Source organism: Streptomyces sp. NBC_01591 (genome assembly GCF_035918155.1).
In the GTDB taxonomy this organism is placed as follows: Bacteria; Actinomycetota; Actinomycetes; order Streptomycetales; family Streptomycetaceae; genus Streptomyces.
Genome location: NZ_CP109327.1, coordinates 2,723,956 through 2,749,288, shown reverse-complemented (window position 1 = coordinate 2,749,288; position 25,333 = coordinate 2,723,956). Strand labels below are relative to the sequence as shown.

Here is a 25,333-nt window from a genome sequence, read left to right as displayed (position 1 = left end):
AGTGTTGAAAGTCCCTGAAAAGTCCCAGGAGTGTGGGGTCGACGGACGCCGCCGAGCTGGGTCGGAGCGATCAGACATAGTGCTGTTGGCGTTCGCGTGCCGTTCTGCAACTGCCGTGAGGCAAGGGCGTGCCCAGCGGTCGGGTCGGGCATCCAGAACTGGTTGCGTCAGAGGCCAGGCGGCAGAAACTCGACCCATGTATGCGTCAGCTTCCAACTACGCCATGTGATCCCTCGATCGTCGGAGGAGGCAACAGAACGGCGCCGACTCACGCAGGTGAGTCGGCGCCGCACATGACCTCAGAGGTTGATGCGGGCGACCTTGCGGCCCACCTTGAGGTACAGCTCGGCACCATCGAGTGCCCCGACCTCGCTCACGACCGCGCTGAGCACCTGCTGGACAGAAGCCTCCGTGAGCTGCGTGGTCTGCTGCTCTCCGTCCGACTCGAGGATGAGGCGGAGGCCGTTCTGCTGGGCCACGCGGCGCACGGCGGAGATGCTGGGAGCGAAGTCCAGCGTGTGACGGATCAGTGCCCCGAGCGTGTCCTCGGAGTGGTCCTTCAGGGAGATGACGGGGAGGTTCTGAGTGTCGCCGAAGGAGCGCTTGGAGAAGCGCGCCGTGAACTCCGCGCGTGCGGCGGCAGCGGCGTCCAGGCCGTGGAGAGCTGCCACCACTTCCCCGGCGAGGATCCGCTTGATCGCCATCGGGTGCGCGGTTCCCTCCTCCAGGCGCTTGGTGAGCACGCGGATCTCGTCGTCCGTCCACTCGGTGAGCAGCTGGAGGTACGGCTCGGTGAGGTGGTCGGGGATGGACATCAGCCGGCCGTAGACGTCATCAGGCGATGCCGTCAGGCCCACGTAGTTGCCCTTGCTCTTGCTCATCTTGGCGCCCGTACCGTCGGTACCCTCGATGAGCGAGGTGGTGATGACGACCTCGGGGGTCTGGTCCGAGATCTCCATGACCTTGCGGCACATCTGGAGGTTCAGCAGCTGGTCCATGCCGCCGAGTTCGACATCGGCGTCGATAGCCACCGAGTCCCAGGCCATGACGACGGAGTAGACGAGCTCGGCGATGGACAGCCCGTGGCCCTCGGCGAGCCGGGTGCGGAAGTCCTCGCGCTGGAGCGACATGGAGACCGGGACCCGGGCCAGGACCCCGACGAGCTCCGGCAGGGTGACCTTGTTCAGCCACTCGCCGTTGAAGCGCAGGTCGGCCCGCTCGAAGTCGATGAACGGTGTGACCTGCTGCTGGTAGCCACTCAGGTTGCGAGCGATGTCCTCGTCGGTGAGGGGCGGTCGCTCCGAGGAGCGTCCCGACGGATCGCCGATCTTGGCCGTGACGTCGCCGATGATGAAGACGACGTGGTGGCCCATCCGCTGGAACCGGCTGGCGATGATGATCGGCACCGCGTGGCCGAGGTGGACATCGGGCGAGGTCGGGTCGATGCCGTACTTGACGACGAACGGTCGTCCCGCCGCCTGCGCGGCCTCGATCTTCTCGGCGAGTGCCGCGGCCGAGGGGATCAGGTGGTTCGCGCGCCCCTCGACCAGGGCCGCCTGCTCGCGGGGGGAGAGGTCGGAGAGGTCGAGGGAGCGCCGTGCTGTTGTCTCGCCGAGCAGCTGCGCGGCCGTATAGTCCGCGCCCAGGTCCGCTCCATCGAGGATGTGCATGACACGGGTGACGGACTCGCTCAAACGGCTCATGGCGCCTATACGCTCCTGCGTCGGACAACTGGCCTGACCAGTAGTGGGATTGGAAGCGGCAATTTTATCATCGCCAACTTCATTACATCGTCGGATTGATCATGAATGACCCGGTTGTCCCGGGCCTGCAGTCAGCCGCACCAGCGGCCGTCCCGCGACCGTACTGGAAAGCGACCGGAGCCACGGCTTTATCGGGTCACGGGAACGGAGCGTGCCCATGAGCATTCCTGGAATCAGGAGCACCGCGGACAGGCGCTTCTCCCGCTGCATGGCGGATTCCACCCGGTGGCCGAAGGCCAGCGTGCGGAAATGCCAGGAGCTCCTTCGTAGCCGGCGACTGTCCGCCCACGCGGGAGGATTCCCGTCCATCGCACGGAGACGGTCCGAGAGCGTGACGCAGACCTCGGCCCGGTAGTCCTGTGAGACGCCGGGCGTACCGCGGTCGGTCATGCTGCGGGGGTGGACCCGGTAGAAGGTCAACGGATCCCGGAGGGCGATGCCTCGGCCGGCCTCGCGCAACGCGTGGAAGAAGATCTCGTTGCTCACCGGAAGGAGGCTCAGGGCGGCATCGCGGTGGACCACCAGCGTGCTCGTGTTCCCGCCCGGGTGCGGCTCCTTCAACATCGGGTTCCCGTCGGAGTCGACCACGTGCTCCCAGTGCTCGATGAACAGCGTCCCACCTGTCATCGCCTCGGCGCAGGTACGCAGCTTCGACGGGTGGAACCAGTCGTCGGCGTCGAGCGGAGCCACCCAGTCACCGGTGCTGACGAGAAAGGCGTCGGTCAGGGTCTGTCCGAAACCCTGCTGGTTCCTCCGAAGGATCTTGACCTTGTCGTTTCCCGCGTGGCGCAGGCACACGTCTTCGGTCTCGTCGATGGAACCGTCGTCGATGACGATCACCTCGTGCAGGACGAAGTCTCCGGGTTCCTGTTCCAGGCAGCTCGTTATGGCCCGGTCGAGATACCGGCCGTAGTTGTGGCACAGGATCACGCACGAAATACGAGGCGGGCCGTTCATCGGTCACCTCCGTACACGCGGGCGTACTGCCGCAGAATCGCTTGATGTTCCTGAGCCCTGTGGTCGAGGAACTCACGATCCAGACGGCGTGGCCTGGAGTCGAGCCGAGCCGCCGCGTTCTCCAGGGCGGTCAGGAACCTCTCTCCGAAGAGATTGGGGTGCCCCTGCGACCAGTCGAACCACTCAGGCTCCTCGACCAGCCCCTTGTGCTGCTCGTACTGCTCGGTCAGGTGTCCCGTGAGGGAGCAGACCGGGAGCAGGTTCAGGTCGAAGGCCAGCTCCAGCTGGCCGGAGTGGCTGCCCCAGAGGTAGGGGAGCAGCAGCGCGTCCGATGCCAGGCCGGCTTCGACCACTTCCTCGTCCGTGGGATACGGGCGCATGGTCAGACGGATACGGGGATCGCGCCGGGCCGTCTCCAGTAGCAGCGGAGCGCGGCCTCCGTCGGCGAAGTCGGCAGGACTGAAGGCGCGCAGAAGGACGTGGAGGGTGCTGTCGGGGTTCGTGATCCCCAGACTCCAGTTGGCCAGGGTGGATAACTGGTCCCGGCTGGCCCGTGAGGCCCCGAACATGAGGTACCGGGGCGAGGCGCTGGGCTCGCGCTCCAGGCCGGCCAGTTCCTCCGGGGCCGCGACGTACCCGTGGGGGACGACGGCCGCGTCGGGACGCTTGCTGAGGACCTCGGTCAGTTTGGTGACAGAGCCTTCGGTGAGGCAGACCCAGCTCACCTCGGCCGAGTGGAGCAACCGCAGCCGTGTGGTGAAGTCCTCGGCGCTGCCGACCATGGGCCGAGTGTCGTGGGCGGTGAAGACCACCTTCACTCCGTCGCCCACGCACGCGTCGAGCAGGCGCTCCAGAGTGGCGGGGTCCTCGAAGTCGATGTGGTGCAGGTGCAGGACATCGAGCCAGGTGAGAGGGGCATGTTCGAGGAGCCAGGTGGCGTTGACCGCCGTCGGCACCGTGTCGCCGCCGGGGATCTCGGTTCCGTTCAGGATGTGGAAGTCGTGGCTCCGTAGTTTCCACGCGTACGGTGTACGAGCCGGGAGGTGAACGACACGCATGCCCTCGGACCGGGGAACCGCTGTCACCGCTGTTCTACCTCCGCCTCTTCCGCGCCGACGAGGAGCAGCTGGGTGGAGAGGCCGTTGGAGGCGTCGTCGCTTCGCGTGAGCTCGGCGTGGTGGATCGCGAAGCCCGAAGCCTTCAGCAGCGCCTGGAATTCGTCGCTCGCCCACTCCCGCACATGACTGGGATTGCGGGGCGGTCCGGGAGTGTCGTAACCGCTGCGGCACTCGCGGGCAGGCGTGGAAAGTACGGCGGCGGCGCTTCCCTCCAGGAGGAGGCCACGGATCAGGGACAGGGCCGGAACCGGATTCACCAGGTGCTCGATCACGTCGGAGCAGACCACGATGGACCGGCGTACCAGGGCGGGGTCGATGGGCAGACGCTCGGCCGATTCGAGATCGACCTCGATCCACTCGCCGAAGGGGTGGTTGTCGCGGCACCACACGAGGTTGTCCCCGAAGTCCACGCCGATGAAGGACCAGGCCGGGTACTCGTAGGCCAGCGACGCCAGTTTGCCCGCCCGGCCGCAGCCGATGTCGATCACGACATCGCGGCCGAGCTCCCTGGCCCGAGCGGCGGCGTAGGGATAGACGTCGGGCTGCCAAGTCACGGCCTCGTCCGTCTCGTCGAGGAAGTACTCCACCCGGTCCCGGCTGCGGTAGCCGCTCCTGATGAAGTAGGACTCGGCGTCGCCGAGGGGTCGGCGGGCGGTCGTGGTGTCTGTGTGCACGAGATGCTCCTTGCTTACTTCGGCCAGTGGGAGAACAGCGAGAGCATCCGCTCGACCAACTGTTTGCGAACGGTGTGCCATTCGGTGCCGCCGGCACGGCGCGCGGTCGAGGCCCGGGCGTACTCCCGGCCGTCGACCTCGGGCAGGCACGCGTACATCTGAAGGAGTGCCGAGCCGTCGTCGGTGGGGGAGGTGTCGGTGTCCGCCCTGAGCAGGGCCCGGATGTCCTCGGCGCACATGGAGGCGTCGATGCCGGAGCCGGGGATGCTCTTGCTCATCTTGGGGAGGCCACCGAAGCCCGGGATCATCTTGGTGTAGATGCCGGACAGCCGTTCCGCGGGCAGGCCCCAGCGCTTCGCCCCGCGCCGGGCGAGGGCGACGTACTTGTGCTCGTCGACCCCGAGGGAGACCAGGACGTGACGCCCTTCGCCGAGGAGATGGACGAAGTCCGCGGCCATGAGCAGGGTTGCCTGCTTCATCCCGTAGTTGAGGTGGTCGAAGACCCCGTGGTTGCGGTAGAGACCGGCGAGGTCCTCCTCCGCCCACTGGAAGTCGTCGTCGTCCAGGTGGCGTGACAGCAGGAACGCGGTGGCCAGGACCTCGGTCTCGCCCTCCTGCCTGCGCAGCACACCCCGCACGGCGTCGAACCCGAGACGCAGGACGAACTCCTCGTACTGGTCGGCGAGTCTCCGTACCGAGTCCAGGGGCGTGCGGCGGGCGTTGTAGGAGTCGAGATCGCCCAGCACGATCTGCACGTCGAGCCCGCACTGCTGCAGCTTGACGGCGCGCAGCAGCTGAAAGAGGGTGCCGGCGTGGGGCGGCCCCCCGAGCCCGACCCCGGTGGTGACGATCGTGGGCTGACCGTCCGCGACCGCCTCCGCGAACTGGCGCGCTCCGGTATGGCACACCCATTTCGTGTGCAGGTCGTCGGGGCTCATCCCCGCGAGGCCGAAGTCGATGGCGCCGAGCCCCAGACGTTCGTAACTGTGCTGGTCGATGACGCTCTCGTAGTACGCGGTGTCGAACTTCATGCGATTCCTTCCAGCTGAGTCTGATCACGGAGGGCGAAGGCCCGACGGACCAGCGGTTCGAAGCCGTCGGTCAGGAGATCGCCGAGCTCCGTGTTGCGAGGCGCCGCGACGCTGCCGAGGTCCGCTGTGACTGTTCCGTCGGCGAGGACCCAGACGCGGAACGGGTACGGGTCCTCCGGCGCGCGCGTCGGCTGGGCGTAGACCGTCACGCCATTGACGTCGCCGCGCACGTTGTCCACGGCCCGTACGAAGTCGTCCCGCTCGAAGCCGTAGATCTCCGCCTTACGCGTGCTGGCGCGGCCGATGGGGCGGTACTGGGAGATCAGCCAGTACTCGACGTCCGTCCGCTGGGTCACTCCGGAGATGAGCCGCGCGAGGCTCGGCAGCTCCTTCACGGAGCCGGCCGTGGTGAACGTATTGAAGGCGAGCCGCCGCTGGTCGGAGGCGAGGAACTCGACGTTGGAGAGGAAGCGTGCGAAGTACCCCTGCCCGCGGAACCAGTCAGCCGACTCGGAGTTCGGTCCGTCGACCGCCAAGGAGTACACGGTCACGTGGTCGCGGACGCCGGCATAGCGATCGCTGAGGAGCAGCCCGTTGGTGTGGAGGTTCGTCTCGAAGCCGACCTCGGTGGCGTGCTGGAGGGCGACCTCCAGGTGGTTGTCGTACGGCATCACGGGGTCGCCGCCGGTGAAGACGCACCGATGGGCCTCGGATTCGGAACGGACCCGGTCGATGACACGGCGGACCGTGTCCGCGTCGGTCCGGACCCGGTTGCGCTCGCGATAGCAGAAGCGGCACACGCCTGGTGAGGCGCTGGTCGGAGCCAGATCCCAGGCATTGCAGTCGGTGTTGAGCACCAGGTGGACGATCCCGAGCTCGTCGTGCGTCAGCATGATGCCTTCTCCCTACTCCCGGAGCTGACCAGGAGGGCCGTCGAGGAGGCGGGACGCAGGAGCGAGCGAAGCTTGTCCGGGGCACCGCCCGTGAGACGTACGAACTGCTGGAGTGTGTCCAGACCCGCGCCCGCGTCGATGATCGTGAGTGCCCGGTCAATACCGGACTGAATGGTGGGAACCACCTCGGAGGTCAGCATGAGCAGGCCCGCGTTGAGGGCGACCGCGTTCCGCGCCCGACTGACGTCCTGCCCTGCCAGCACGCGTATCGCGGCGGCGACGTTCTCCCGCGGGTCCTCGTACTGGGTGACGGACATCAGGTCCTGCGGCATCGAGGCTGCGCCTTTGCGCACCTCGTTGTTGAACGCCAGATCCTCGTGGCCGGCGTTGATCCGGCAGGCCCGCACCGTGCTTCCGGGGATCAGTTCGTCGACCTGGACCGCCTGGCCGAGGCTGGAGTTGATGACCGTCACATCTGGCAGGCCGAGCCTGGAGAGCAGCCGAGCGGAAGCGCCGACTGCGGGGTGCGAGAGGCCGTACACGTAGGCGGGGCAGGCGACCGGGCTGAGGAGGGCGGGAAACGCCAGACTGAGGGCGTGTACGGCCTGGAACCTGCCTCCGTAGCGACGGTCGAACTCGGGCACCCGGTTCTCGATGGAGAAGAATCCGAAGCCGGTCTCCGCCGTGATGTCGACCATCTCCTGATGCGGCACCGTGTCGCTCGTCGCGCCCACCTGGTCGATGAAGTCGCGGGACCCGGTCTTTGACGACGCGCTGCGCGATCCGAGTTTCGCGACGTGTGCTCCCCCTGTGGCCGCCACCAGCGCGGCGGCGGTACTGAGGTTGATCGTCTTGAAGGTCTTCTTCCCGCTGCCCGTGTAGCCGACGAACCGCATGCCCTCTGGTGGATGGTGGAAGTCCCAGCCGTTTCGGTCCAGGGCCGTCGCGGCCCGGACTGCGGCCTCGACCTCCTCCAGTCTCGGCCCCCGCAGGAGCAGGCCCGTCAGGACGCTTCCCAGCATCACGTCGCGCGTGTGGCCTTCGGGTAACCCGAGGATGCTTGTGATTCCTTCGTGCACGTCGTGGGGTGCGATATCGGCCGACGCGTTGATCTTGTGGGCCAGCAATGGCGTTGTGACCGCCACAGCGGGGGCTCCTTCCCTCATGTGTCGCATGTGAGCAGGACCTTGAACGGACGATGACGGGCTTGGCTGCCGAGGGCCGCCAGCCCTTGTGGCAGCTCGATGAGGGGGAATCGGTCCCGAGTCATCAGGGCAGCCCAGTCGCCGCCCCTGGCGATGACGTCGATGGCGTCTCGGAAGTCGTCGTGACCATCGGCGCGGCAGTACGAGAAGGAGCCGCGCAGGGTGATCGAGCGACGGAAGATGTCCCGCAAGGGGATGGAGAGCGTGACGCGGGGCGCGTAGGCGTTCTGCACGAGCACCGTTCCGCCATCACGAACAGCCTTCAGCGCCTGGCGTATCGGGGCGTCACTGAGACCGGACGCGGCGTCCACGACGACATCGCACGGTGGCATGTCGGCGGAGTGGAGGGTGATGTGCGAGTCGAGGACGTATCTCAGTTGATGCGACCGCGAAGGTTCCCTGACCATCATGTGGACGTCCCACCCCGCCTCTGCCGCGCAGATGGCCGTGCAAACTCCGAGGACGCCGCCCCCGATGATGCCGAGCCGCCCAAGAGGCGTCCGGAGTCCGCAACGGACTCCGTGCAAGGCCACCGCTACAGGGTCGGCGAGGACCCCGTGCGCGGGATCGTGCAGATGAGGCAGCGGGACGACGTTGTCGCGGGGCACCCTCACGGCGTCGGCGAGGCCACCGGGGAGATCCCATCCGATCCGTCGGAGCCTCGGGCAGAGGTGAACATGGCCGCGGTCGCAGTAGTGGCACGAGAAACAGGGGACCAGCGGGTCGACTGCGGCCCAGTCCCCCGTCTCTGCGTCAACCCCGACGATTTCGTGCCCGGGGTGCCACGGTTCCGGTAATCGCCCCTGCCAGGGATGATTGAGCTTCGCGACATCGCTTCCGCACAATCCCGTGTAGCGGGTCTCGATGATCATCGTCTCGCGCTCGGAGGACACGTCGAGCGGAGCCGGAAGCTGACAGAGGATGCCGCCCTCAACGGCCCAGGCAAGCGGGTTAGTCATTGATTCCCCACCTGTCCAGCAGGGAGGGGAGGGCCTCCACGTCGGGTATGGCAGTGCCATGCCAGACGATCTCGCCGAACGCCAGGCCGGTCATCCCGCCCCGGCGGGCCACGCGCAGAGCACGTATCCCGGCTCGTTCCGCGCCGGCCAGCTCGTCACCGCCACCATCGCCGCAGTAGAGGGTCTGAATCGGCGCGACACGGAGCTCTCCGAGGGCCGCGACAAAGAGCTGACGGTCGGGCTTCACCGCACCCGCCCGGCAGCTGAACACGACGGCGTCGAAGTGCGGTGCGAGTTCACTGCGGCGCCACACCTCGGCGATGTCAGGGGAAGCGTCACTGAGGAGGCCCAACCTGACTCCGCGGTCGCGGAGTTCATCCAGTGCGTGCAACAGGGTCTCATCGGTCCGCAACCGATTGTGGGCGAGCCGTGCCAGGAGCGCTTCGAGCTCGTCCGTGCAGGCGGTGGAAGCGTTGCAGCGGGCGGCAAGGCGAATCGCGACTTCGGTCGTGGACCTCAGCTGCCCGTCGTGCCGCGCCCGCCAACTGCCGGACAGAGCCGACTCGACGACCTCCGCGGATACGCGCATGACCTCGGCGAACTCGGCGGCTGCGGCGCTCCGTTCGACTGCGCTCGGGGCCGGGACGAGCGTGCCGAAGAGATCGAGTATCACCGCTGTCGGGCGTGGAGTCGGAGCCACGGAACTCCGCTGGAGGGAAGTGCCAAGCGGTACGTCACCTATTGGGTGTGTGCTGATCGCGAGCGGGCTCGTCGACGGGTGGGTACTCGTCGGCGGATAGCGCATGTTGGGGCTCCATCAGTAGATCGGTGGTCGTGTGCAGAACCGAACTCTCCGGCCGGCTGGGTATCTACGGCCCGACGACGTCTTGGTCGCTGGGGCGAAGGAAGGGGAATGCTCTCTGGGGAACCGGGCCCTGGCGGTGTGCGTTGTGTACAGAACGATTCCACCGGGGAAGGCGCGCGAGCGGACAGATTGTCCGCGCCTTCTTCGCCTGTATCTATTGACTGATCCACCAACTATCGATATGGAGCCGATCGCTTTTGGCATCGCATTCACAGGGGCGAATCGCGCAATTTGTGCCGTTTTCTTCACTCTTGTGCGCGAGGCGTGCTTGATGATCGAGCCTGCACCTGCGGGCGACCATGCTGTTAACACTTGGCGAGCACATCTGTGAGGGCTGGACATTGTCCGTACGCTGAGCGCAGTGCTCCGTCGCGAAGGGAACGATCCACCGATGAGTGAAAACCTGACGCTGGGAGACCGTCTCCGTATAGCCCGCCGAACACGGAAGCTGTCTGCCGCTCAACTGGCACAGAAGGTCGCGATATCGCCCAGCTACGTCCAGAAGCTCGAATCCGGCGCGCGCAAGGCTTCGCCGTCTCTGGTCCTGGCGCTCGCCAAGGCGCTCCACTTCGGTCCCGAGGTTCTGACCGGCCAGCCGTACTACGGTGAGCCGGAGGCTGAGGACGGAGTACACGCAGTGGTCCCCGAGCTCCGGAGGATCATGTTGTGCTACGACACCCCGGACGAACTCGAGATCGCGCCAAGAGCACTGCCGGTTCTCGCGTCCGAGGTCGACCAGGTGGCGGCTCTGCGACGGGATGCGCGCTACGCCCCCATGGGGCCGCTCCTGCCGCCCATTCTCACGGAGCTGACGCATCTCGCTCTCGACGGTCGCAACGGTGACCAGGCCAGGGCGTTCTGGCACCTCGCCCGCGCCTACCGGGCAGTGAACTCCCTCGCGCACAAGATGGGGCATCACGACCTGTCCAACACGGCGCTGGAACGGGTGCGGTGGGCGGCGGACCGGTCCGGCGATCCGCTGATGAAGTTCACCGCTGGTTACCTGGTCGCTGGGGCAATGCTTCGCCAGGGGGCTTACTCATCGGCTCGTCGCAAGCTCCAGGCGCTGCGCCAGGAACTGGAGCGCCTGCAGCCGGAGCGTTCATTCACCGACGACGCGCTCGCGGTGGACGGGGCCCTGCTGCTGAAGTTGGCCGTGCTGGAAGCCAGGGAGAACAACCCGGACCGCGCAGACGACTACCTGCGCGAAGCCGAGACCGTGGCCAGGATGGCCGGCAACCGTGACTCCCTCGCCTACGAGATGTCCTTCGGGCCGACGAACATCCGAATTCACGAAGTGCACGCCATGATCGACCTGGGCGACACGGAGCAAGCCCTGGCGCGACTCACGGAGTGGTCCGACATGCCGGGTGAGGAGTGGGCGCCTCCAACGTCAACGGTGGGTGAGCGGTCAAGCCACCACTTCATCGACGTGGCTTCAGCGAAGCTGGCCGCGGGGGACAGGGCGGGCGCATTTGTGGACCTTCGACGTGCGCGGAAGGTCGCTCCGAACCACACGCGATTCCACCCTTCAGCTCGCGAGACGACCGCGGCGCTTCTGCGGATGGACGCACACCCCTCCAACGAACTTTCTGCGTTTGGTAGTTGGTCGGGAGTTATCACAACCTGAGGAGCAGTCAAAGGACTTCGCGAAGGAAGTCCACGGACAATCTGTCCGCGCACGGAGCCAGCAGGGTGGAATGGTCTTCTCATAGATGGTTGTGAGGAGGCCGTTTCCGTGTCCGATGTCAGTCCACGTGTTCCCGCTCTGCCGCCCCGGTGGATGCCGATAGGCGACGATCCCGAACTGTGCTCAGCGGGCCAATGGTGGGACGCCATCCGCGCAGTAGAGATCACTGGCCGGCGGGCGATAGAGCTCCTCCGGGAGGGCGGCACAGAGGTCGGCCCGGTCATTCTTGACCCCGGGGGGCCGGAGCCTCGTCTGTACTTCCTCGTGCCACCCGGCACTGCCACTGACTGGGAAGAGCCGGGAACGGTGCCCCTCGGACAGAAGTGCCACGTCGTCGTGCCGCCCGCCGGAACCACGGAGCCGCCCGGACTGCACTGGCATGTCCTCCCGCATGGCCCGAGGTCGCTGACGCAGCCCGGCCCGCTGCGCAGAGCACTCCGCCGGGCGCGCAAGGAGCGGCGCGGGCCAGCGGAAGCCGCAGATTCCTGATGACCCTGAACATCTCCCTCGTTCTGCTACTCGGCATCGTCCTGGTCGTGCTGATCCGAGGCGGCACTTTGAAGGCTGGGCCCGCGATCGTGAGCGTGCTCTTCGGATTCTTTCTGGCCAGCACATCGATGGCGCCGGATATCAATCGGTTCGTATCTGGTGTTACGGACATGATCGGCCAGATTCAGTTCTAGCCGACTGCCCGGTCACGCCGTCGCTCCTGCCTGCTGCGGATCAGTCGACCCAGAGGTGTCAATCGCTCTCGATTGACACGAGGACCTTCCGTGATGTCTTTCCCTCATGCTCCGGGCGCACCCGCGTCAACTCTGTGTTTGCTCTCCTGCGGGCCACTGACAGCGGCTCATCGCTTGCTGCGGGATCCAGAGCCACGTTGCCGCTCACGCAGTCGCGGACCGTGCCTGACCGGTTCTCGTCGATGCGTCCCTGAGTGAGACCCAGCTCCCGCCAGGCGTGGGCTGGGTGCGCTCACTCGCCAGGATGAGCGGCGGCACCGTGATCGCTGGATGCGAGGACGGCGCCGTTCGCGTCTGGACCTTGAGGGAGAGCAGGCTCAGGACTCTGGCCAGCGGCTCGAACACCGTGTGGTCCACACAGTTCGCGGCCGGTGGACGCACTGCCGTGGTCGGCGACGGCGCTGGCGGCGTCGGCGTCATCGACACCACGACCGCGACAGTCAGCTGCGCGGCCTTCGAACCCGCGACGGCGAGGTGCTCGTAGGCAGTGCGGCCGACGTTGTGGCCCTGGGGATCATGGACTCGTGAGCGAGAACCGAAGGATTTGGACACCATGACAGAGAAGACTTCCCGAACCTCGGGCGGCGAGGCCGTTCGCGCCGCCGGCCCCATGGGTGCTCCGGTCATCCTGAGCAACGAACCTGGCTCGTTCGCCTGGGATGTGCTGGCCAAGCGCCACCCTGCCCTCATCCAGCAGGTGCGAGACGCCTTCCCGTACTGTCGCCGGCAGCACGAGGCCCTTGACGCCCTGCTGGACGAGATCACCAACGGCGTCATCGAAACGCTTGCCCCCGCGGAACACGACCACGTCCGCTGGGCGTACTGGGGGCAGGAGCACTTCGGGCACTCGTGGTACGACGCTCCGTTCCTGTGGGCGGAGAGCTACTTCTACCGCAGGCTCCTCGCCGCCATCGAGTACTTCGGCACCGGCCCATGGCAGGGAGTTGATCCGTTCGCGCCATTCAAGCAGGCCGAACTGCGCGGCGAGGCGGTGGAGGAGGAGCTGCGAGCCCTTGACGCGCTCGCGGACGCGCCGACCGACGAGCGGTCCACGGCCCTGCTCCACGCCTCACTCTGGGGCAACCGCGCGGACCTTGGCTTCCGCATTGCAGCGGGGGAGCCGGCGGTCGGTGACGCCGCTACCTCCACGCTGGTCGCCGACGACAGCGCCTTGCTGTGGCAGCTTCTGCCCGCCGGAGCGTCCTCCACCGTCGCCGTGGTGGCGGACAACGCGGGACGAGAGCTCATCCCGGACCTGATCCTCATCGACCACCTCCTCGAACAGCAGCATGTCGAACAGGTCCTGCTTCACGTCAAGCCCCACCCCTACTACGTCTCCGACGCGATGACGACTGACGTCGTCGACTGCCTCCGCCGCCTCACCGAGGCTCCCAGCGAAGCCAGCCGGATCGGCAGCCGACTGTGGAAGGCCATGGCGGCAGGAAGCCTGGAGGTCCACACCCACCCGTTCTTCTGCGCTCCGCTGCCGTACGAGGAAATGCCCGAGGACCTTCGAGACGAGTTCGAGAGCGCCACGCTCACCATCCTGAAGGGCGACCTCAACTACCGTCGCCTGGTGGGCGACCAGCTGTGGGACGCCACGGCGCCCTTCGCAGATCTCACCGCCTACTTCCCGGGGGCCGTCGCGGCGCTCCGGACCCTGAAGTCCGATGTCATCGTCGGCCTGGAGCAGGGGACGCTGGACGCTCTCGAACGGTCCGGGGCTGCCTGGCGTACGAGTGGAACTCACGCGCTGATTCAGGTGCGACAGTAGAACCCGGGCGGAGTGACCTCCCGCGCATCAGGTCTCATACCTGGAATGGTGCCCGATGTCTGCGACCCCAGCTCGTGCCAAGGTGATCCGGACGACGGCGCCAAGCGACACTGTCCAACCGCTGCCTGACCCGGCGGACATTTCTCGGTCCGCTGATGCGGCGAACCTGTGCGGACGGGTCAGCGCAGCCCCACGAACACCACAGCTGCCGCCGTGCCGCCCAGGATGGCGCCAGCGATCACCTGTGCCGTCGTGTGGTCGCGCAGCGAGACCCGGGACCAGCCGACGGCGGCGACGCCGAGGAAGAGGAGGGCGGCCCACCAGCCGTAGGCGACGGTGATGACGACGGCGACGCCGGAGGCGACGGCGGTGTGGACGCTGACCTTCCACCAGACGGTGACTGCCATGGTCAGCAGCAGGCCAGCGATCATGGCGGCGACCAGGGCGACGACCTCGCGCGGCGCGTCGAGAGCCAGGAGCAGGCCCGTGCCGACGAGGACGGAACTCAGGGTGACGAAGAGCGGTATCCACCGCTGGGAGCGGACCTTGAGGTGCTTGTCGCTCCAGCGGCCCCGGCGGACTCCGGCGACGATGTAGGCGATCGGCAGGCCGCCGCAGAAGGCGCCGGCCAGCAGGCCCCAGCCCGCACCCGCAGGGGAGTTGGTGGAGTGCCAGCCGATGACCAGCAGGACGCCGATGACCAGGTTGGCGGGCGCCAGGACCTCGGTGATGAGGCGGGCGGAGCGCCGCTCGGGAGGAGCGGCAGCAGTGGGTGGAAGCTGCGTGGTGGTGGTCATGCCGGTGTCTCCTCAAGGTGGGCGCGGAGGAAGTCCTGCGTGGCGCGGGAGCGGTAGGCGGTGTTGAGGGTGGTAAGGGCGCGGATCTCGGTGGCGAGGTCGCGGCCTCCGCTGGCAGGAGGCATGGGCTCGCCGGAGCCGGTGACCGCGCCGCGGAGCCGTTCCTCGCGGGCGACGGCGAGCCAGCAGGCCTCGGCGGTGATGTCGGCGTGGGCGCCGATGAAGCCGAGGGAGGTGGCGTGGTCGTAGGCGCGTCCGCGCAGTTCCGCCGGTGCGTGGTCGGCGAGAGTGAGGATCGAGTCGCGGATCTCGATGGTGCGCCGGTACAGCCGGTCATGCGTACGCAGTGGGTTGGTGGCGTCGACGGCGCGGCTTGGCGGGGTGTCGAGCCGGGTCTCCGGGACGGCGTCGGTGAGGGCGCGCCACAGGGGGTAGAGGCTGACAAGCTGCCAGTGGGACCGGACGCGGGCGAGGGCGCGTGGGGCGGCGGGGAGGGTGCTGCCCAGCACGATCAGTAGGAGGGCCAGGAAGAGCAGGCCCGTGCTGAGCGCGTGGTTGACGTGTTCGCCGAGGGGACTGCTGCCGACGTAGTCGATGAACAGCACGGCGACGCGGTGGAGGGCGTATATGAGACCGACGGCGGTGCCGGTGCCGGTGAGGATCAGCCCTCGGCCGACGAGTCCGCTGTCGGGGCGGCGCCCCCAGCGGAAGCAGAGCAGCGTGGCGCTCAGCAGGGCGGCGCCGAGGTAGGAGGTCCATACGACGCCGTACGCGAGGATCGTGGCGTGGTCGGCGTAGTCCGCCAGGAGATCCTCCGCCTCGTGAGGTTGGGGCGTGGCGAAGAAGCAGGCAGCCAGAAGGACGACCGTGACGGTAGGCACGGCCTTGTGCAGCCTGGATACACGCATCCCGGTCTTCGACTCGGCCATGTCGGCGACGAAGGTGAGGACCGATGCCGCCGCGACGGTCCCGCAGATGTGCTTGATCAGGAACGACAGGTTGGTGACGTGCAGGTGATCGTCGACCGCCGCCGCGATAGCGACCGGCCGAACCGTCATGGCCAGAGCGAGTGCCGCGAAGGCCAGCCAGAGACTGAGTCGTTCGGGTCTCCGGAAGGCGGAGCGGGCACGCCAGAGGGTGACGGCCCAGAGCAGGACGGCGGGTATTGCGTCAATCATCTGTCAGGGAGTCTCAGGAGTCGCTGAGCGCGGCATTGAGCCGGCGCAAGGTGCTGGGGGTAGTCCGGTCGCGGTTTCCACGCAGAGCGGCACGGGTCGCGATGAGGCCGGCCAGCGTCTCCGCGCTCCGCTCCTCTTCGGTCTCGTAGCTTGTGCGGCCAAGGACACCCGTCACGAGATCGGTGTCGAGGTGGTGGAAGGCGCGGCCGAGGGTTTGGCGAGGCGTGTGTCCGAGGAGCATGTGGCTGATCTCGTGCAGCACGATGTGGTCCCGGTGGAGAGGGCTGGTGGCGTCCTCCACGAGGATGTGGTCCGCCTTCTCCGTGGCGAGCCAGGCTCCGCAGGGCAGTTCGTCACCGGTGATTGCTGGGAACGTGTGCAGGTGGATAGGCCGGCCGCGCTTCTTGGACACGCGGGCGAGTAGTTCCTCGATCTTGAAGGGGTCGGGAAGGTCGAGATCGTCCAGGACGGATTTGAGTTGGATTTCCTGATCTTGGGAGGGCCCCGAACGACCGGACTTCATCTGCCCTCCGACTCCGATACTTCTCGAACGTGCGGCTTACTGCCGCGATGCCGTGGCGAGTATATGAATCATTTCCGGTCGCACATCTGGAGGGTTGTCGATTGCGCCGGGAAAATGCGGACAATCAGGTGTAAGTAGGGTGGTGAATCCTTACCGATGGGGCGTTACTTCATGTCGTCGTGATGTTTGCCACTGGAATTCATATTGATGGTCGAATCGTCGTCGGGGGCCCCGAGGCCTTCGAGTTCGCGGGCGCGTTCGATGAATTCGGTAATGATCTTGAGGCTCTTGTCAGAGAGTCCGGATGCACGTAGAGCCACTGATCTCACGCCCGCATCGCGCATGGCGGCGAGCGCGTCGAGTTCGGCGGCGATCTTCTCCGATTCGTCGTCGTCGAAGAAGTAGGCGGGCTTCACGCCGAAGAAGGCGGAGAGGGCCTCGAGGTGGCGCTTGGTCGGATTGTCCTTGGCGCCGGTCCTCAGTTGCCAGATGTAGCTCGCGGAGATGGTCGGGCCGCCCTGCCGGCGGATGCCTGACGCCGCTTCCTCGTAGCTGTACGGGCCGCGACCCTTCGGGTGGACGGTGGTGAACAGTCGGTCCAGGCGGCCGGCAAGCGTGGCCCCGTCACCCGCCTGTGTCGCAGGTGGGTTGTTCTGGTGGTCCATCGTGGCCGTCCTCCGGTCGCGTTGCCTTCACAGGGGTGGATGGTGGCCCTGTCTTCATTTTCGCCAGTTGACATCGGCGCCCCATCTCAGTCTAGTGTGATCATCGTGCCATCCACCCATGAAAACGGTCCATGCCGGGGTGGGGCTAAACGACGATGCCCGGGAGCGGTAACTCCCGGGCATCCGTCGGCTGCCCTCGCCGAGGGCACCCAATGATCCGGGGCCGCGTGGCCAGCTTGCAGGCGACAACCGCGCAGCCCCGTCCACGAGGACGGAGTATCACATGCACCCACCCAGCAAGGGAATCCCGGCAGCCTCGACGCGGGGCCGGTGCCAACGGCTCCAGCGTCGTCGAGCTCGTCGGGAGGGCTGATGGCCCGCATCCGGACAGTCAAGCCCGACCTGTTCGTCAACGAAAGGGTCGCGGCCTGCTCGGTCTCCGCTGTCGTCACCTACATCGGCCTGTTCACCCAGTCCGACGACCACGGGAGGCACCGGGACAACCCGGCGATCATCGCTGGCCTCCTGTGGCCGCTGCGCGCCGAGCACACTCCCGTACATGTGGAGGAGGACCTCCAGCAGCTCGCCGACGCCGGATTGATCTGCCGGTACACCGGCTGCGACGGCAAGCGCTATCTCCACATCACCGGCTGGTACGAGCACCAGAAGATCGACCGGCCCAGCCAGTCCCGTCACCCGGTCTGCGTCGCCCACAGCAGCGACAAGAGGTGCGGCCCGTGCAAGGGAGTCTGCGTCGAGGCCGAGGCGAACACCCGGGGAGCACTCGACGAGCCATCGACGAATCCCCACCGAGCCGTCGACCCGCACCCCGAACAGCTCGCGCGTCCGCACGGCGACCGCACCACGGCGCCGGGCACCAGCGACAACACCCATCCCGACACCGGCGGGACGGTCTCCCCAACGGGAGGGGAACCCGCAGGTCAAGGCCGGTTCGCGGAGGCTTCGACGAACCCTCCGCGAACCCTCGCCGGAGCCTCGACGTCCGGATCCAGGATCATGGATCCTGGATCGTCTTCACCTACGGGACGCGCAGCGTCCGACGGCACGGTCACAGCCGGGAGCCTCCTCGCCGAGTACGTGGGATCCTGCACCGAGCGCCCGCCCGGTGACGTCCTCGGACACCTCGGGCGCCTGCTGAAGAAGCTGCTCGCCGAAGGCATCGACGTGGACCACATCCGCGCCGGCCTCGCCCGCTACGCCGAGATCCAGGGCCATCCCTCCCGGCTGCCGAGCCTGGTGAACGACGCCATGAATGCCCGCGTCCCCGCCCAGACTGCATCCCGGCCCGGCCCGACGCACCGAGCGTGGACCAACCCGGTCGACGCGGCCGCCGCCTACTCGGAGGAGCTGTGATGAGCCGCGAGCCCGAACTCCTCGGCGCGGGAGCCCTCCAGCGACTGCAGCGGATCCTCACCGCCCGGGGCATGAACCCAAAGCACCTCCCCGACGCCCCGGACGAGGACCAGCCCTACACCCCGCTGGGCCTGCTGGACGCCCGGATGCCGCCGCGCTACCGGACCGCCCGCGCCGACCACCCCGAGGTACTGACCTGGACCCGCGGTGTGATCGCCCAGGCCGAGGCACCCAACCCCGGCGCGCGACGGCAGATCACCGCCGGCCCCAGCCTGCTCCTGGCCGGCGTCACCGGCGCGGGCAAGACCCACCAGGTGTACGGCGCGGTTCGAACCCTCGTCGAGACGGGCATCGTCGTCCGGTGGCGGGCCACCACAGCCGCCGACCTCTACGCCGACCTGCGCCCACGCCCCGGACGCGACACCGAACGCGAACTCGAGATGGTCAGCCGCTACCCGCTGCTGATCCTGGACGACCTCGGTGCGGCCAAGGCCTCCGAGTGGGTCGAGGAGATCACCTACCGACTGATCAACCGCCGCTACAACCTGATGCTCCCCACGCTGATCACCACCAACCTCGCCATGCGCGACCTTCGCGAACACCTCGGGGACCGCGTTGCCTCCCGGCTCGCCGAGATGACCACCCGCGTCACCTTCGAGCCCATCGACCGCAGACGCCAGCCCCACGCCGCCTGACCTGCCGCAGGCCGCCACGCCGAGCCGCGCACCCAGCGCGCTGCCCCACGTACTTCCCGACCCAGCAACACCTCTCCGCCGATACTCACCACGCGCGGAGAGCGATCGGAGCAACCGCATGACCCCCACGACGATCAGCCCTGCCCGCCACCGGTCGCTCGGCGACCACACCTGGCAGGACCAGGCCGTCTGCCAGAGCACCGAGTACAACCCGGTGGACCCTGACATCTTCTTCCCGGAGCCCGACGAGACTGGCAAGATCACCGCGGCGAAGGCGCTGTGCGGCCAGTGCCCGGTCCGCCGCACCTGCCTGGATGCCGCGCTGGAAGGCGGCAACACCGACGGCATCCGGGGCGGGCTGACCGAGGAAGAACGCAGGCCCCTGCACGAGAAGATCGCCCACCGCCTCGACTACAGCCGTGTCAACGACACGATCGCGGGGCGCGACGTCCACCTCACCAAGGCCGAGCGCCGCGCGGTCGTCTACGCCGCCTACCGCCACGGGGCGACCGAGCAGCGTCTGGCCTGGCTTCTGAAGATCTCCGAGGAGCATGCCCAGAAGTTGTACCGCGAGACCCGCCGCGCCCTCGTGCACCGTGACCTGGAGCCGGCCACGAACACCACCGCGCCTTCAGAAACCGGCGGTGGGCGCCTGGGCTGCGACGACTTCGGGACGGCGGCGTGAGTACCGCGAGCATGCCGAAGGCGGCACACATAACCGGCTGGGACCGTGCGGTCGTCATCGCCCTGGGCGGCGCGGGATGCGCGCTGTCGTACGACGCACTCCAGCAGATGGCCGTCGCCGTCCACGTCCGCGGTTTCCTTACCTACCTCTTCCCCCTGGTGATCGACGGGTTCATCGCCTACGGCATCCGGGCACTCCTGGTCCTCCGCGACGCGCCCCTGCGCGCCCGGCTTTACGTCTGGACCCTCTTCGGCACGGCCACCGCTGCCAGCATCTGGGCCAACGCTCTCCACGCGGTCCGGCTCAATGAGGATGCGGCCGCCGACACCGGACTCCGGCTTGGAGACATGGTGGTCGCGGTGCTGTCCACCATCGCTCCGCTCGCGCTGGCCGGAGCGGTCCACCTCTACATCCTCATCGCCCGGGGCCCGGCCAAGGACAGTGACCGTGAGGGCCTCGGTCAGGCCAATCACGTCGGTGAGGCTGACCAGTTCGAGGACATCGCGGTCACCCGGACTGACCGGATCGGTCAGCAGCAGCCGCAGGCCGGTCAGGTCTGCGCCGGGCAGCCGGTCACCGCCCTGACCGACCGGCCGCGACTGTTCCTGGACAAGCAGCCCCCGAGTCCTCGGTCACTGACCGGGGACAGCGCTCCGGCGGACAGCAGTAATCCGGTCACCGGTCACTACGAGCAGCCGCCCCAGACCGCTGACCTGCCCGGACAGTCGGACACTCCGCCGCCGGTCACCGGCCGGGACACCAGGACACCCAGCGACCGGCAGTCCGACCCGGACACCGAGGAGCTGCTGAAGATCGCCCGGTCAGCGGTCAGGGCCGAGGACAAGCTGACCCGCAAGGTGGTCGCCCAGGCGATCCGAGGCCAGCAGATCCCCCTGTCCAACGACACGCTGACCGCCCTGATGGCCCAGCTCCGCAAGCAGCACGGACAGCCGGTCACCTCCGCCCGGAACTGACCGGACAGCCCGAAGCGGGTGACCGAGCCGGACACCTTGGCCGGTCACCCGCCCCGGACACGCACCTTCACAGACTCCCGAAGCGGAGCGGAGAGCACCTCATGCGCACCCACCCGGCCACACCTGTCGAGGTCGATTCCTGGCTGACCGTCCTGCACCAGCACGGCCACCTCCATCGCGCCCAATCCGGCCCCGGCAACACCTGGACCGTGCAACGAACCCCGCATACTCGCCCCTGGACCCTGCACCATCCGGTCCTGGCCATGGACTGGATCGAGGAACTCGTCCGCGAAATCCGGCAACAGAACCCGGAGGCTAGCCGGTGACCGCCAACGACCCGACGGTCACCACGCCCGGACCAGAGCGTGACCCCACGACGGCTCCTGGCGGAGCAAGCTATCGCGTACGACGGTCCTACGGCCCGTCGCACGCACTTGCCCCCGCCCAGGAGGGCGGGGGAAGCCCGGCTGGTCCCCGAGCGAGGGCGCACGGGGACCAGCCGGGCAACCGGCACCAGGGGGCGCCGGTCACCGGGGGAGAAGCAAACCGCGCCGAGCAGCGCGAGCAGCCGAGCCCGAGCACGCCCGCCTTCCCCGACCGCACACCGCGCCGCCGCACCCGTAATCCGAGCGAGCGCACCCGCAAGACGACCACCCGCCTGTCCGACGCCGAGAAAGCCGAGATCATTGCCGCCGCCGCGCAGCGCGGCGTCACCGTCGCCCGCTTCCTCGCCACCGCCGGCCTGACCGCCGCCCGCGGGCGCGCCGTCATGCACACCAACGAACGACTCGACACGGCCATCGACGAACTCGCCGCTCTACGCACCGCGCTGGCCCGCATCGGTAACAACATCAACCAGATCGCCTTCGTCCTCAACAGCGGCGGCCACCCGCGCGCCGGCGAACTCGAACACGCGCTGGGCACGCTCACCCAACTTCTCGCCCGCGTCGACGACGCGGCGAACGACCTGGTGACCAGGCGGCTGTGATGGTTCCCGACATCGGACGCGGTTCCCGCACCCACGGCCTGCTCGTCTACCTGTACGGCCCCGGCAGGCGCGAGGAGCACACCGACGCCCACCTCGTCGGCTCCTGGGACGGCTTCGCCCCCGACCCCGGCCGCGACCCCAGCCCCGACCCCGACCCGAAGGTCACCCTCGCCCGGCTCACCGCCGCCCTCGACCTCCGGGTCAAGCAGGCAGGCGACCGCGCGCCCGCCAAGCACGTCTGGCACTGCTCGGTCCGCACCGCCCCCGGTGACCGGCGACTCTCCGACGAGGAGTGGAACGCCGTCGCCCAGCGCATCCTCCACGCCACCAACATTGCCCCGGAAGGTGATCCCGACAGCTGTCGGTGGATCGCAGTCCGCCACGCGGAAGACCACATCCACATCGTCGCCACCCTGGTCCGAGGCGACCTGCGCAATCCCCGCCTGAACTACGACTTCAACAAGGCCCAGGCCGAATGCCGCCGCATCGAGAAGGAGATGAGCCTGCGCCGCCTGAACGCAGGCGACGGCACCGCAGCGAAGAACCCCACCAGCGCAGAGAAGTTCAAGGCCGAACGGACCGGCCGCCCCGAGACCTCCCGCGAGACGCTCCGCGAAGCCGTCCGCCAGGCCATCGCGGGCGCCGCCACCGAAGCGGAGTTCTTCACCCGACTCCACGAGGCGGGCCTGCGCGTGAAGGTGCGCCACGCCCCGTCCGGTGACGCGCTCGGCTACAACGTAGCCCTGCCCGGCGACCGCAACCGCCACGGCGAACCGGTCTGGTACCCCGGCTCCAAACTGGCCCCCGACCTCTCCCTCCCGAAGATCCGCCTCCGGCTGACCGACAGCCCCGCCGAACGTGCCACGCAGCCAGAAGCCGTCAGCACAGCGAACTGGTCGCCGCCCGCCCGAGCACGACGCAGCGCCACCGGCATCGCCGAACGTGCCGTCGTCCTCCTGGACCACGACGACGGCGAAGCCGCAGCCCAGCTCGTCGGCGCCGGAGAACTCCTGGACGCCCTCGCCCAGACCTCCCCGGCCGCCACCCGTACCGAACTGGCTGCTGCCGCACGCTCCTTCGAGAGGGCGACCCGCAGCCACGTCCGAGCAGAACACGCAGAATCCCGAGCGCTCCACTCGGCCGCCCGAGGAATCATCCAGGCCGGCGGCGCCCTCGGACGCGGCGAGGACGGCGGCACCACCGCCATGCTCGTCTCCACCCTGGTCCTGGTCACCCTCGCCGCCGCCCGCTGGCACTCCGCCCGCGGCCACGCCCAGCAGGCCCACGCCTCCCGACAAGCCGCCGAGCACCTCCGCACCGCCTACCGCCAAGCCGCCGTCACACCCATGCGAAAACTTCACGACCAAGGCCTCGCCCTCCCCGAAGCCCAACGCCGGGCGCACGAGGCCACCCTCAGCGCCGTTCTGCCAGAGCACGGCGTACGAGCGAACGGCACGCCGACGAAGACCGACGCACTGATCGCCACCCTCGCCCAGGCCGAACAGGAGGGCCACGACCCCGAAACCCTCCTACGACAGGCCATCAACCTGCGCGAACTCGACACCGCCGAAGACGTCAACGACGTCCTGGTCTGGCGCCTGCGCCGCCTCGCCCAACTCCCCGCCCACCCGGGCGCAGCTCCCCGTCGCCCGCAGGCCGGCACCCGCCCGGCCAAGACCTCGACCAACCGCACCAGCGAACGGAACGCCCCCGCAGCGGCTGCACGCCCTGCCGTGTCCGATCCGCCCAGCCGCCCACTACGTCGCTGATCAGCTCGTCGGGCAGGCCGGCCACTGGCCGACCGGACTCCACGAAATGCCTGGACAGCCGGTTCCACCTGCTGTTACGGATGGAAACAGAAAGCCCAGACCGGGAGATGACACTCGTGCTCAGAACCACCGACCGCACCAGGGAGCCGGCACCCCGGCTGCCCGTCCTCCCCGCCGGCACCGACCCCCTGCTGCAACTCCAGTACGAGACGCACCCAGTCGACGGCCCCGGCGCGATCCGCTGCGTCGGCCACCCACGCGAACTGACCTTCGGCGGCATCCCCGCGAGGTGCTCGGCCTGCCGGGCCCGGCGCGACTGGCTGCTCATCAACCACAGGCGCAACGTCTGGATCCGCTGCCGATGCGGCAACCAGTGGCTCGAACCCGAGATCAGCCGCGCCGCCTTCGACGCCCTGATCGGAGGCCCGGACGGGACGAGCTATCCGAGCGTCGAAGCGGCCGTGATCGCGCTCGGTTTCGACGGCGTCTTCGTCGGCATCTACCTGGAGTAGGCGAACAACACACCAAACGCCGAGGAGCGCTACCGATACGTCGGTGGCGCTCCTCGGCGTTGTGGCCGTGGCCAGCCGCGTGTGCTGTCCTTCGGTAGTCCGCCCCGGAAGTCGCACCCGGGGCACTCGTCCTCACCCTGGACGGCCGCGTACACGATCGCGTCCTCCACTGAGGCTTCGCCGGTGTAGACGGATGAGATGGCGTTGCCGAGCGTGGACCCCGGCCCGAACCCCTTCCGTACTCAAGAGGACGGGACGTTTCGTCGTCGGACGCCGGTAACGCCCCGCCTCGGCGGGGATATCAGCAGGTGCTCATGCCCATGAGGCTGAGGGGATGGGGTGCGTGGACGTGCGAGAACCGTCACACCCACATACTCGTTCTAATCTGCGGTGCCGTCAGCCGACCAGGACAAGGGAGAACCTGTGGGACAGCCGAGGACGATGCTCGCCCAACGAATATCTGAGCAACGGGCGGGAATTGGTGATCCGCGGGCGCTGGTGGGTGAGATGCGGCGCACGGTTCTTCTGGTCCCGTCGACCGACGCTGGTCTGTGGAGCGCTCGTTCCGGCGGTGTTCGGTGGGTCTGCGCGTTCACGGACGAGACGGCACTGGCTCACTTCGCCGTTCGCCGTGCCCCGGGCGACCGTTTGACGGACTACGTCGCGCTGCTCGGGGCGCGGATCGTGGACGAGATCCTGCCAGCCTTGGACGAGCCCGCGGGCCTTGCCGTGGACATCGCGAGCGAGGGCGGGGCAATGTTCTTCCCGCCAGTCACCGGAATCGTCCCGGAGAGTGCATCGGTCGACTCCGGTGCGGCACTGGCAGGGGGCGGCTATGAGCGGTGACGGGGCGGACCTCGCCTTCGACAAGGCGTCGGTGGCGAAGTTCACACAGGGTATGGGTTCGATCATTGATCAACTCGGCGAGCTTGGCGGTGCCACCGGCTCGGTGATGGGCAAGGGGTTCTCGGGGCTGGCCATGACAGGGATGGAAACCGGGCACCGCGGACTGTCGGTGGATTTCGAGGATCTCTGCGAACGGTGGGAGTGGGGGGTGCGCGCCCTGGTGAGTGACGCGAGCGCGCTTGCGGACCGTCTTGGGCTGGCGGCGGGCACGCAGTGGGAGGTTGACCAGTATGTCGAGGGCACGCTGAAGGTCGGAGCCAATGCCCTGATGAACGGCAACCCGCATGCCAGCGAGGAGGACATCGTCCAGCAGGACTGGGGCGACGTCTTCACTCCTGACTACCTGGACCCGGACTGGAGCGCCGAGTCGTTCGTGCAGGCTGGCCAAGACGTGGAGCAGACCTGGAAGGACACCGGCCGCACCGTCCTCACCGAGGGGCAGGGGGAGCGGATGTCGGAGGAGCTCAACACCAGGCTCGGCATCAGTGACGCCCAGTGGGACCGAGCCCTGGACGACACATTCGGGCCGTCGCCCGAGGAACGTGCTCAGCAGGGGCAGGAACAGGGCGGATCGACCACGGGCGGGGACAACTGA

27 protein-coding genes are annotated in these 25,333 nt (G+C 68.0%); 14 read left to right on the top strand and 13 right to left on the bottom strand.

What is annotated here, in order from left to right:
- Window positions 1-299: 299 nt before the first annotated feature.
- From tyrS to OG978_RS12780, 9 genes are all read right to left on the bottom strand, one after another.
- The gene (gene tyrS / locus OG978_RS12820) at window positions 300-1,703 is read right to left on the bottom strand and encodes a tyrosine--tRNA ligase (protein ID WP_326765350.1); all 1,404 of its coding nucleotides are present in this window, start codon (window positions 1,701-1,703) and stop codon (window positions 300-302) included.
- 99 nt (window positions 1,704-1,802) lie between these two features.
- On the bottom strand, window positions 1,803-2,720 hold the full coding sequence (locus tag OG978_RS12815) for a glycosyltransferase family 2 protein (protein WP_326765349.1): 918 nt from the start codon (window positions 2,718-2,720) through the stop codon (window positions 1,803-1,805).
- Window positions 2,717-3,778: a hypothetical protein gene (locus tag OG978_RS12810; protein WP_326765348.1), complete on the bottom strand. Its 1,062-nt coding sequence runs from the start codon at window positions 3,776-3,778 to the stop codon at window positions 2,717-2,719. Before OG978_RS12810 ends, OG978_RS12815 begins: the two co-directional genes overlap by 4 nt.
- 23 nt (window positions 3,779-3,801) lie before the next feature.
- Window positions 3,802-4,512, bottom strand: coding sequence for a methyltransferase domain-containing protein (locus tag OG978_RS12805; protein WP_326765347.1), 711 nt, complete (start codon window positions 4,510-4,512; stop codon window positions 3,802-3,804).
- A 14-nt stretch (window positions 4,513-4,526) separates the two neighbouring features.
- On the bottom strand, window positions 4,527-5,543 hold the full coding sequence (locus OG978_RS12800) for a hypothetical protein (RefSeq protein WP_326765346.1): 1,017 nt from the start codon (window positions 5,541-5,543) through the stop codon (window positions 4,527-4,529).
- A complete protein-coding gene (locus OG978_RS12795) occupies window positions 5,540-6,436 on the bottom strand; it encodes a radical SAM protein (RefSeq protein WP_326765345.1) in 897 nt (298 codons plus the stop codon). Before OG978_RS12795 ends, OG978_RS12800 begins: the two co-directional genes overlap by 4 nt.
- Complete coding sequence (locus OG978_RS12790; protein WP_326765344.1) at window positions 6,430-7,581, bottom strand: hypothetical protein; 1,152 nt, start codon at window positions 7,579-7,581, stop codon at window positions 6,430-6,432. Before OG978_RS12790 ends, OG978_RS12795 begins: the two co-directional genes overlap by 7 nt.
- Before the next feature lie 17 nt (window positions 7,582-7,598).
- Window positions 7,599-8,600 carry an alcohol dehydrogenase catalytic domain-containing protein gene (locus OG978_RS12785; protein ID WP_326765343.1) on the bottom strand — a complete coding sequence of 334 codons (1,002 nt, stop codon included), beginning with the start codon at window positions 8,598-8,600 and terminating at the stop codon, window positions 7,599-7,601.
- Window positions 8,593-9,273 (bottom strand): HAD family hydrolase, encoded by a 681-nt coding sequence (locus OG978_RS12780; RefSeq protein WP_326765342.1) that lies wholly within the window; start codon window positions 9,271-9,273, stop codon window positions 8,593-8,595. The genes OG978_RS12785 and OG978_RS12780 overlap by 8 nt, the downstream gene beginning before the upstream one ends.
- Before the next feature lie 583 nt (window positions 9,274-9,856).
- On the opposite strand from OG978_RS12780, the gene OG978_RS12775 reads away from it, so the two are divergent.
- The 4 genes from OG978_RS12775 to OG978_RS12760 all read left to right on the top strand — a co-directional run bounded on the left by OG978_RS12775 (window position 9,857) and on the right by OG978_RS12760 (window position 13,672).
- The gene (locus tag OG978_RS12775; protein ID WP_326765341.1) at window positions 9,857-11,095 is read left to right on the top strand and encodes a helix-turn-helix domain-containing protein; all 1,239 of its coding nucleotides are present in this window, start codon (window positions 9,857-9,859) and stop codon (window positions 11,093-11,095) included.
- 548 nt (window positions 11,096-11,643) lie between these two features.
- Window positions 11,644-11,838 (top strand): hypothetical protein, encoded by a 195-nt coding sequence (locus OG978_RS12770; RefSeq protein ID WP_326765340.1) that lies wholly within the window; start codon window positions 11,644-11,646, stop codon window positions 11,836-11,838.
- A gap of 304 nt (window positions 11,839-12,142) precedes the next feature.
- Window positions 12,143-12,382, top strand: coding sequence for a hypothetical protein (locus OG978_RS12765; protein WP_326765339.1), 240 nt, complete (start codon window positions 12,143-12,145; stop codon window positions 12,380-12,382).
- Window positions 12,383-12,451: 69 nt separating this feature from the next.
- Entirely contained in the window at window positions 12,452-13,672 is a 1,221-nt protein-coding gene (locus tag OG978_RS12760) for a damage-control phosphatase ARMT1 family protein (protein ID WP_326765338.1), read from the top strand.
- Window positions 13,673-13,851: 179 nt separating this feature from the next.
- Here the strand turns inward: OG978_RS12760 and OG978_RS12755 are convergent, their stop codons facing one another.
- The 4 genes from OG978_RS12755 to OG978_RS12740 form a co-directional block, all read right to left on the bottom strand.
- A complete protein-coding gene (locus tag OG978_RS12755; RefSeq protein ID WP_326765337.1) occupies window positions 13,852-14,469 on the bottom strand; it encodes a hypothetical protein in 618 nt (205 codons plus the stop codon).
- Window positions 14,466-15,647 (bottom strand): MAB_1171c family putative transporter, encoded by a 1,182-nt coding sequence (locus OG978_RS12750; protein WP_326765336.1) that lies wholly within the window; start codon window positions 15,645-15,647, stop codon window positions 14,466-14,468. Before OG978_RS12750 ends, OG978_RS12755 begins: the two co-directional genes overlap by 4 nt.
- A 13-nt stretch (window positions 15,648-15,660) precedes the next feature.
- Window positions 15,661-16,170, bottom strand: coding sequence for a hypothetical protein (locus tag OG978_RS12745; RefSeq protein ID WP_326765335.1), 510 nt, complete (start codon window positions 16,168-16,170; stop codon window positions 15,661-15,663).
- A gap of 164 nt (window positions 16,171-16,334) precedes the next feature.
- Entirely contained in the window at window positions 16,335-16,835 is a 501-nt protein-coding gene (locus OG978_RS12740; RefSeq protein WP_326765334.1) for a helix-turn-helix domain-containing protein, read from the bottom strand.
- 372 nt (window positions 16,836-17,207) lie between these two features.
- Between OG978_RS12740 and OG978_RS12735 the strand changes: the two genes are divergently transcribed.
- The 10 genes from OG978_RS12735 (at window position 17,208) to OG978_RS12690 (ending at window position 25,333) form a co-directional block, all read left to right on the top strand.
- Complete coding sequence (locus tag OG978_RS12735; RefSeq protein WP_326765333.1) at window positions 17,208-18,209, top strand: hypothetical protein; 1,002 nt, start codon at window positions 17,208-17,210, stop codon at window positions 18,207-18,209.
- A complete protein-coding gene (locus OG978_RS12730; protein WP_326765332.1) occupies window positions 18,209-18,904 on the top strand; it encodes an ATP-binding protein in 696 nt (231 codons plus the stop codon). Before OG978_RS12735 ends, OG978_RS12730 begins: the two co-directional genes overlap by 1 nt.
- Window positions 18,905-19,022: 118 nt before the next feature.
- On the top strand, window positions 19,023-19,589 hold the full coding sequence (locus OG978_RS12725; RefSeq protein ID WP_326765331.1) for a WhiB family transcriptional regulator: 567 nt from the start codon (window positions 19,023-19,025) through the stop codon (window positions 19,587-19,589).
- Window positions 19,586-20,563 carry a DUF2637 domain-containing protein gene (locus OG978_RS12720; protein WP_326765330.1) on the top strand — a complete coding sequence of 326 codons (978 nt, stop codon included), beginning with the start codon at window positions 19,586-19,588 and terminating at the stop codon, window positions 20,561-20,563. Before OG978_RS12725 ends, OG978_RS12720 begins: the two co-directional genes overlap by 4 nt.
- Window positions 20,564-20,664: 101 nt before the next feature.
- Entirely contained in the window at window positions 20,665-20,889 is a 225-nt protein-coding gene (locus OG978_RS12715) for a hypothetical protein (protein WP_326765329.1), read from the top strand.
- Window positions 20,886-21,551 carry a plasmid mobilization protein gene (locus OG978_RS12710; RefSeq protein ID WP_326765328.1) on the top strand — a complete coding sequence of 222 codons (666 nt, stop codon included), beginning with the start codon at window positions 20,886-20,888 and terminating at the stop codon, window positions 21,549-21,551. The genes OG978_RS12715 and OG978_RS12710 overlap by 4 nt, the downstream gene beginning before the upstream one ends.
- Window positions 21,551-23,320: a relaxase/mobilization nuclease domain-containing protein gene (locus tag OG978_RS12705; RefSeq protein WP_326765327.1), complete on the top strand. Its 1,770-nt coding sequence runs from the start codon at window positions 21,551-21,553 to the stop codon at window positions 23,318-23,320. The genes OG978_RS12710 and OG978_RS12705 overlap by 1 nt, the downstream gene beginning before the upstream one ends.
- Window positions 23,321-23,427: 107 nt before the next feature.
- Window positions 23,428-23,832, top strand: coding sequence for a hypothetical protein (locus OG978_RS12700; protein ID WP_326765326.1), 405 nt, complete (start codon window positions 23,428-23,430; stop codon window positions 23,830-23,832).
- Window positions 23,833-24,273: 441 nt separating this feature from the next.
- Window positions 24,274-24,678, top strand: a complete 405-nt coding sequence (locus tag OG978_RS12695; RefSeq protein ID WP_442817832.1) for an SseB family protein — start codon at window positions 24,274-24,276, stop codon at window positions 24,676-24,678.
- The gene (locus OG978_RS12690) at window positions 24,668-25,333 is read left to right on the top strand and encodes a hypothetical protein (RefSeq protein ID WP_326765324.1); all 666 of its coding nucleotides are present in this window, start codon (window positions 24,668-24,670) and stop codon (window positions 25,331-25,333) included. Before OG978_RS12695 ends, OG978_RS12690 begins: the two co-directional genes overlap by 11 nt.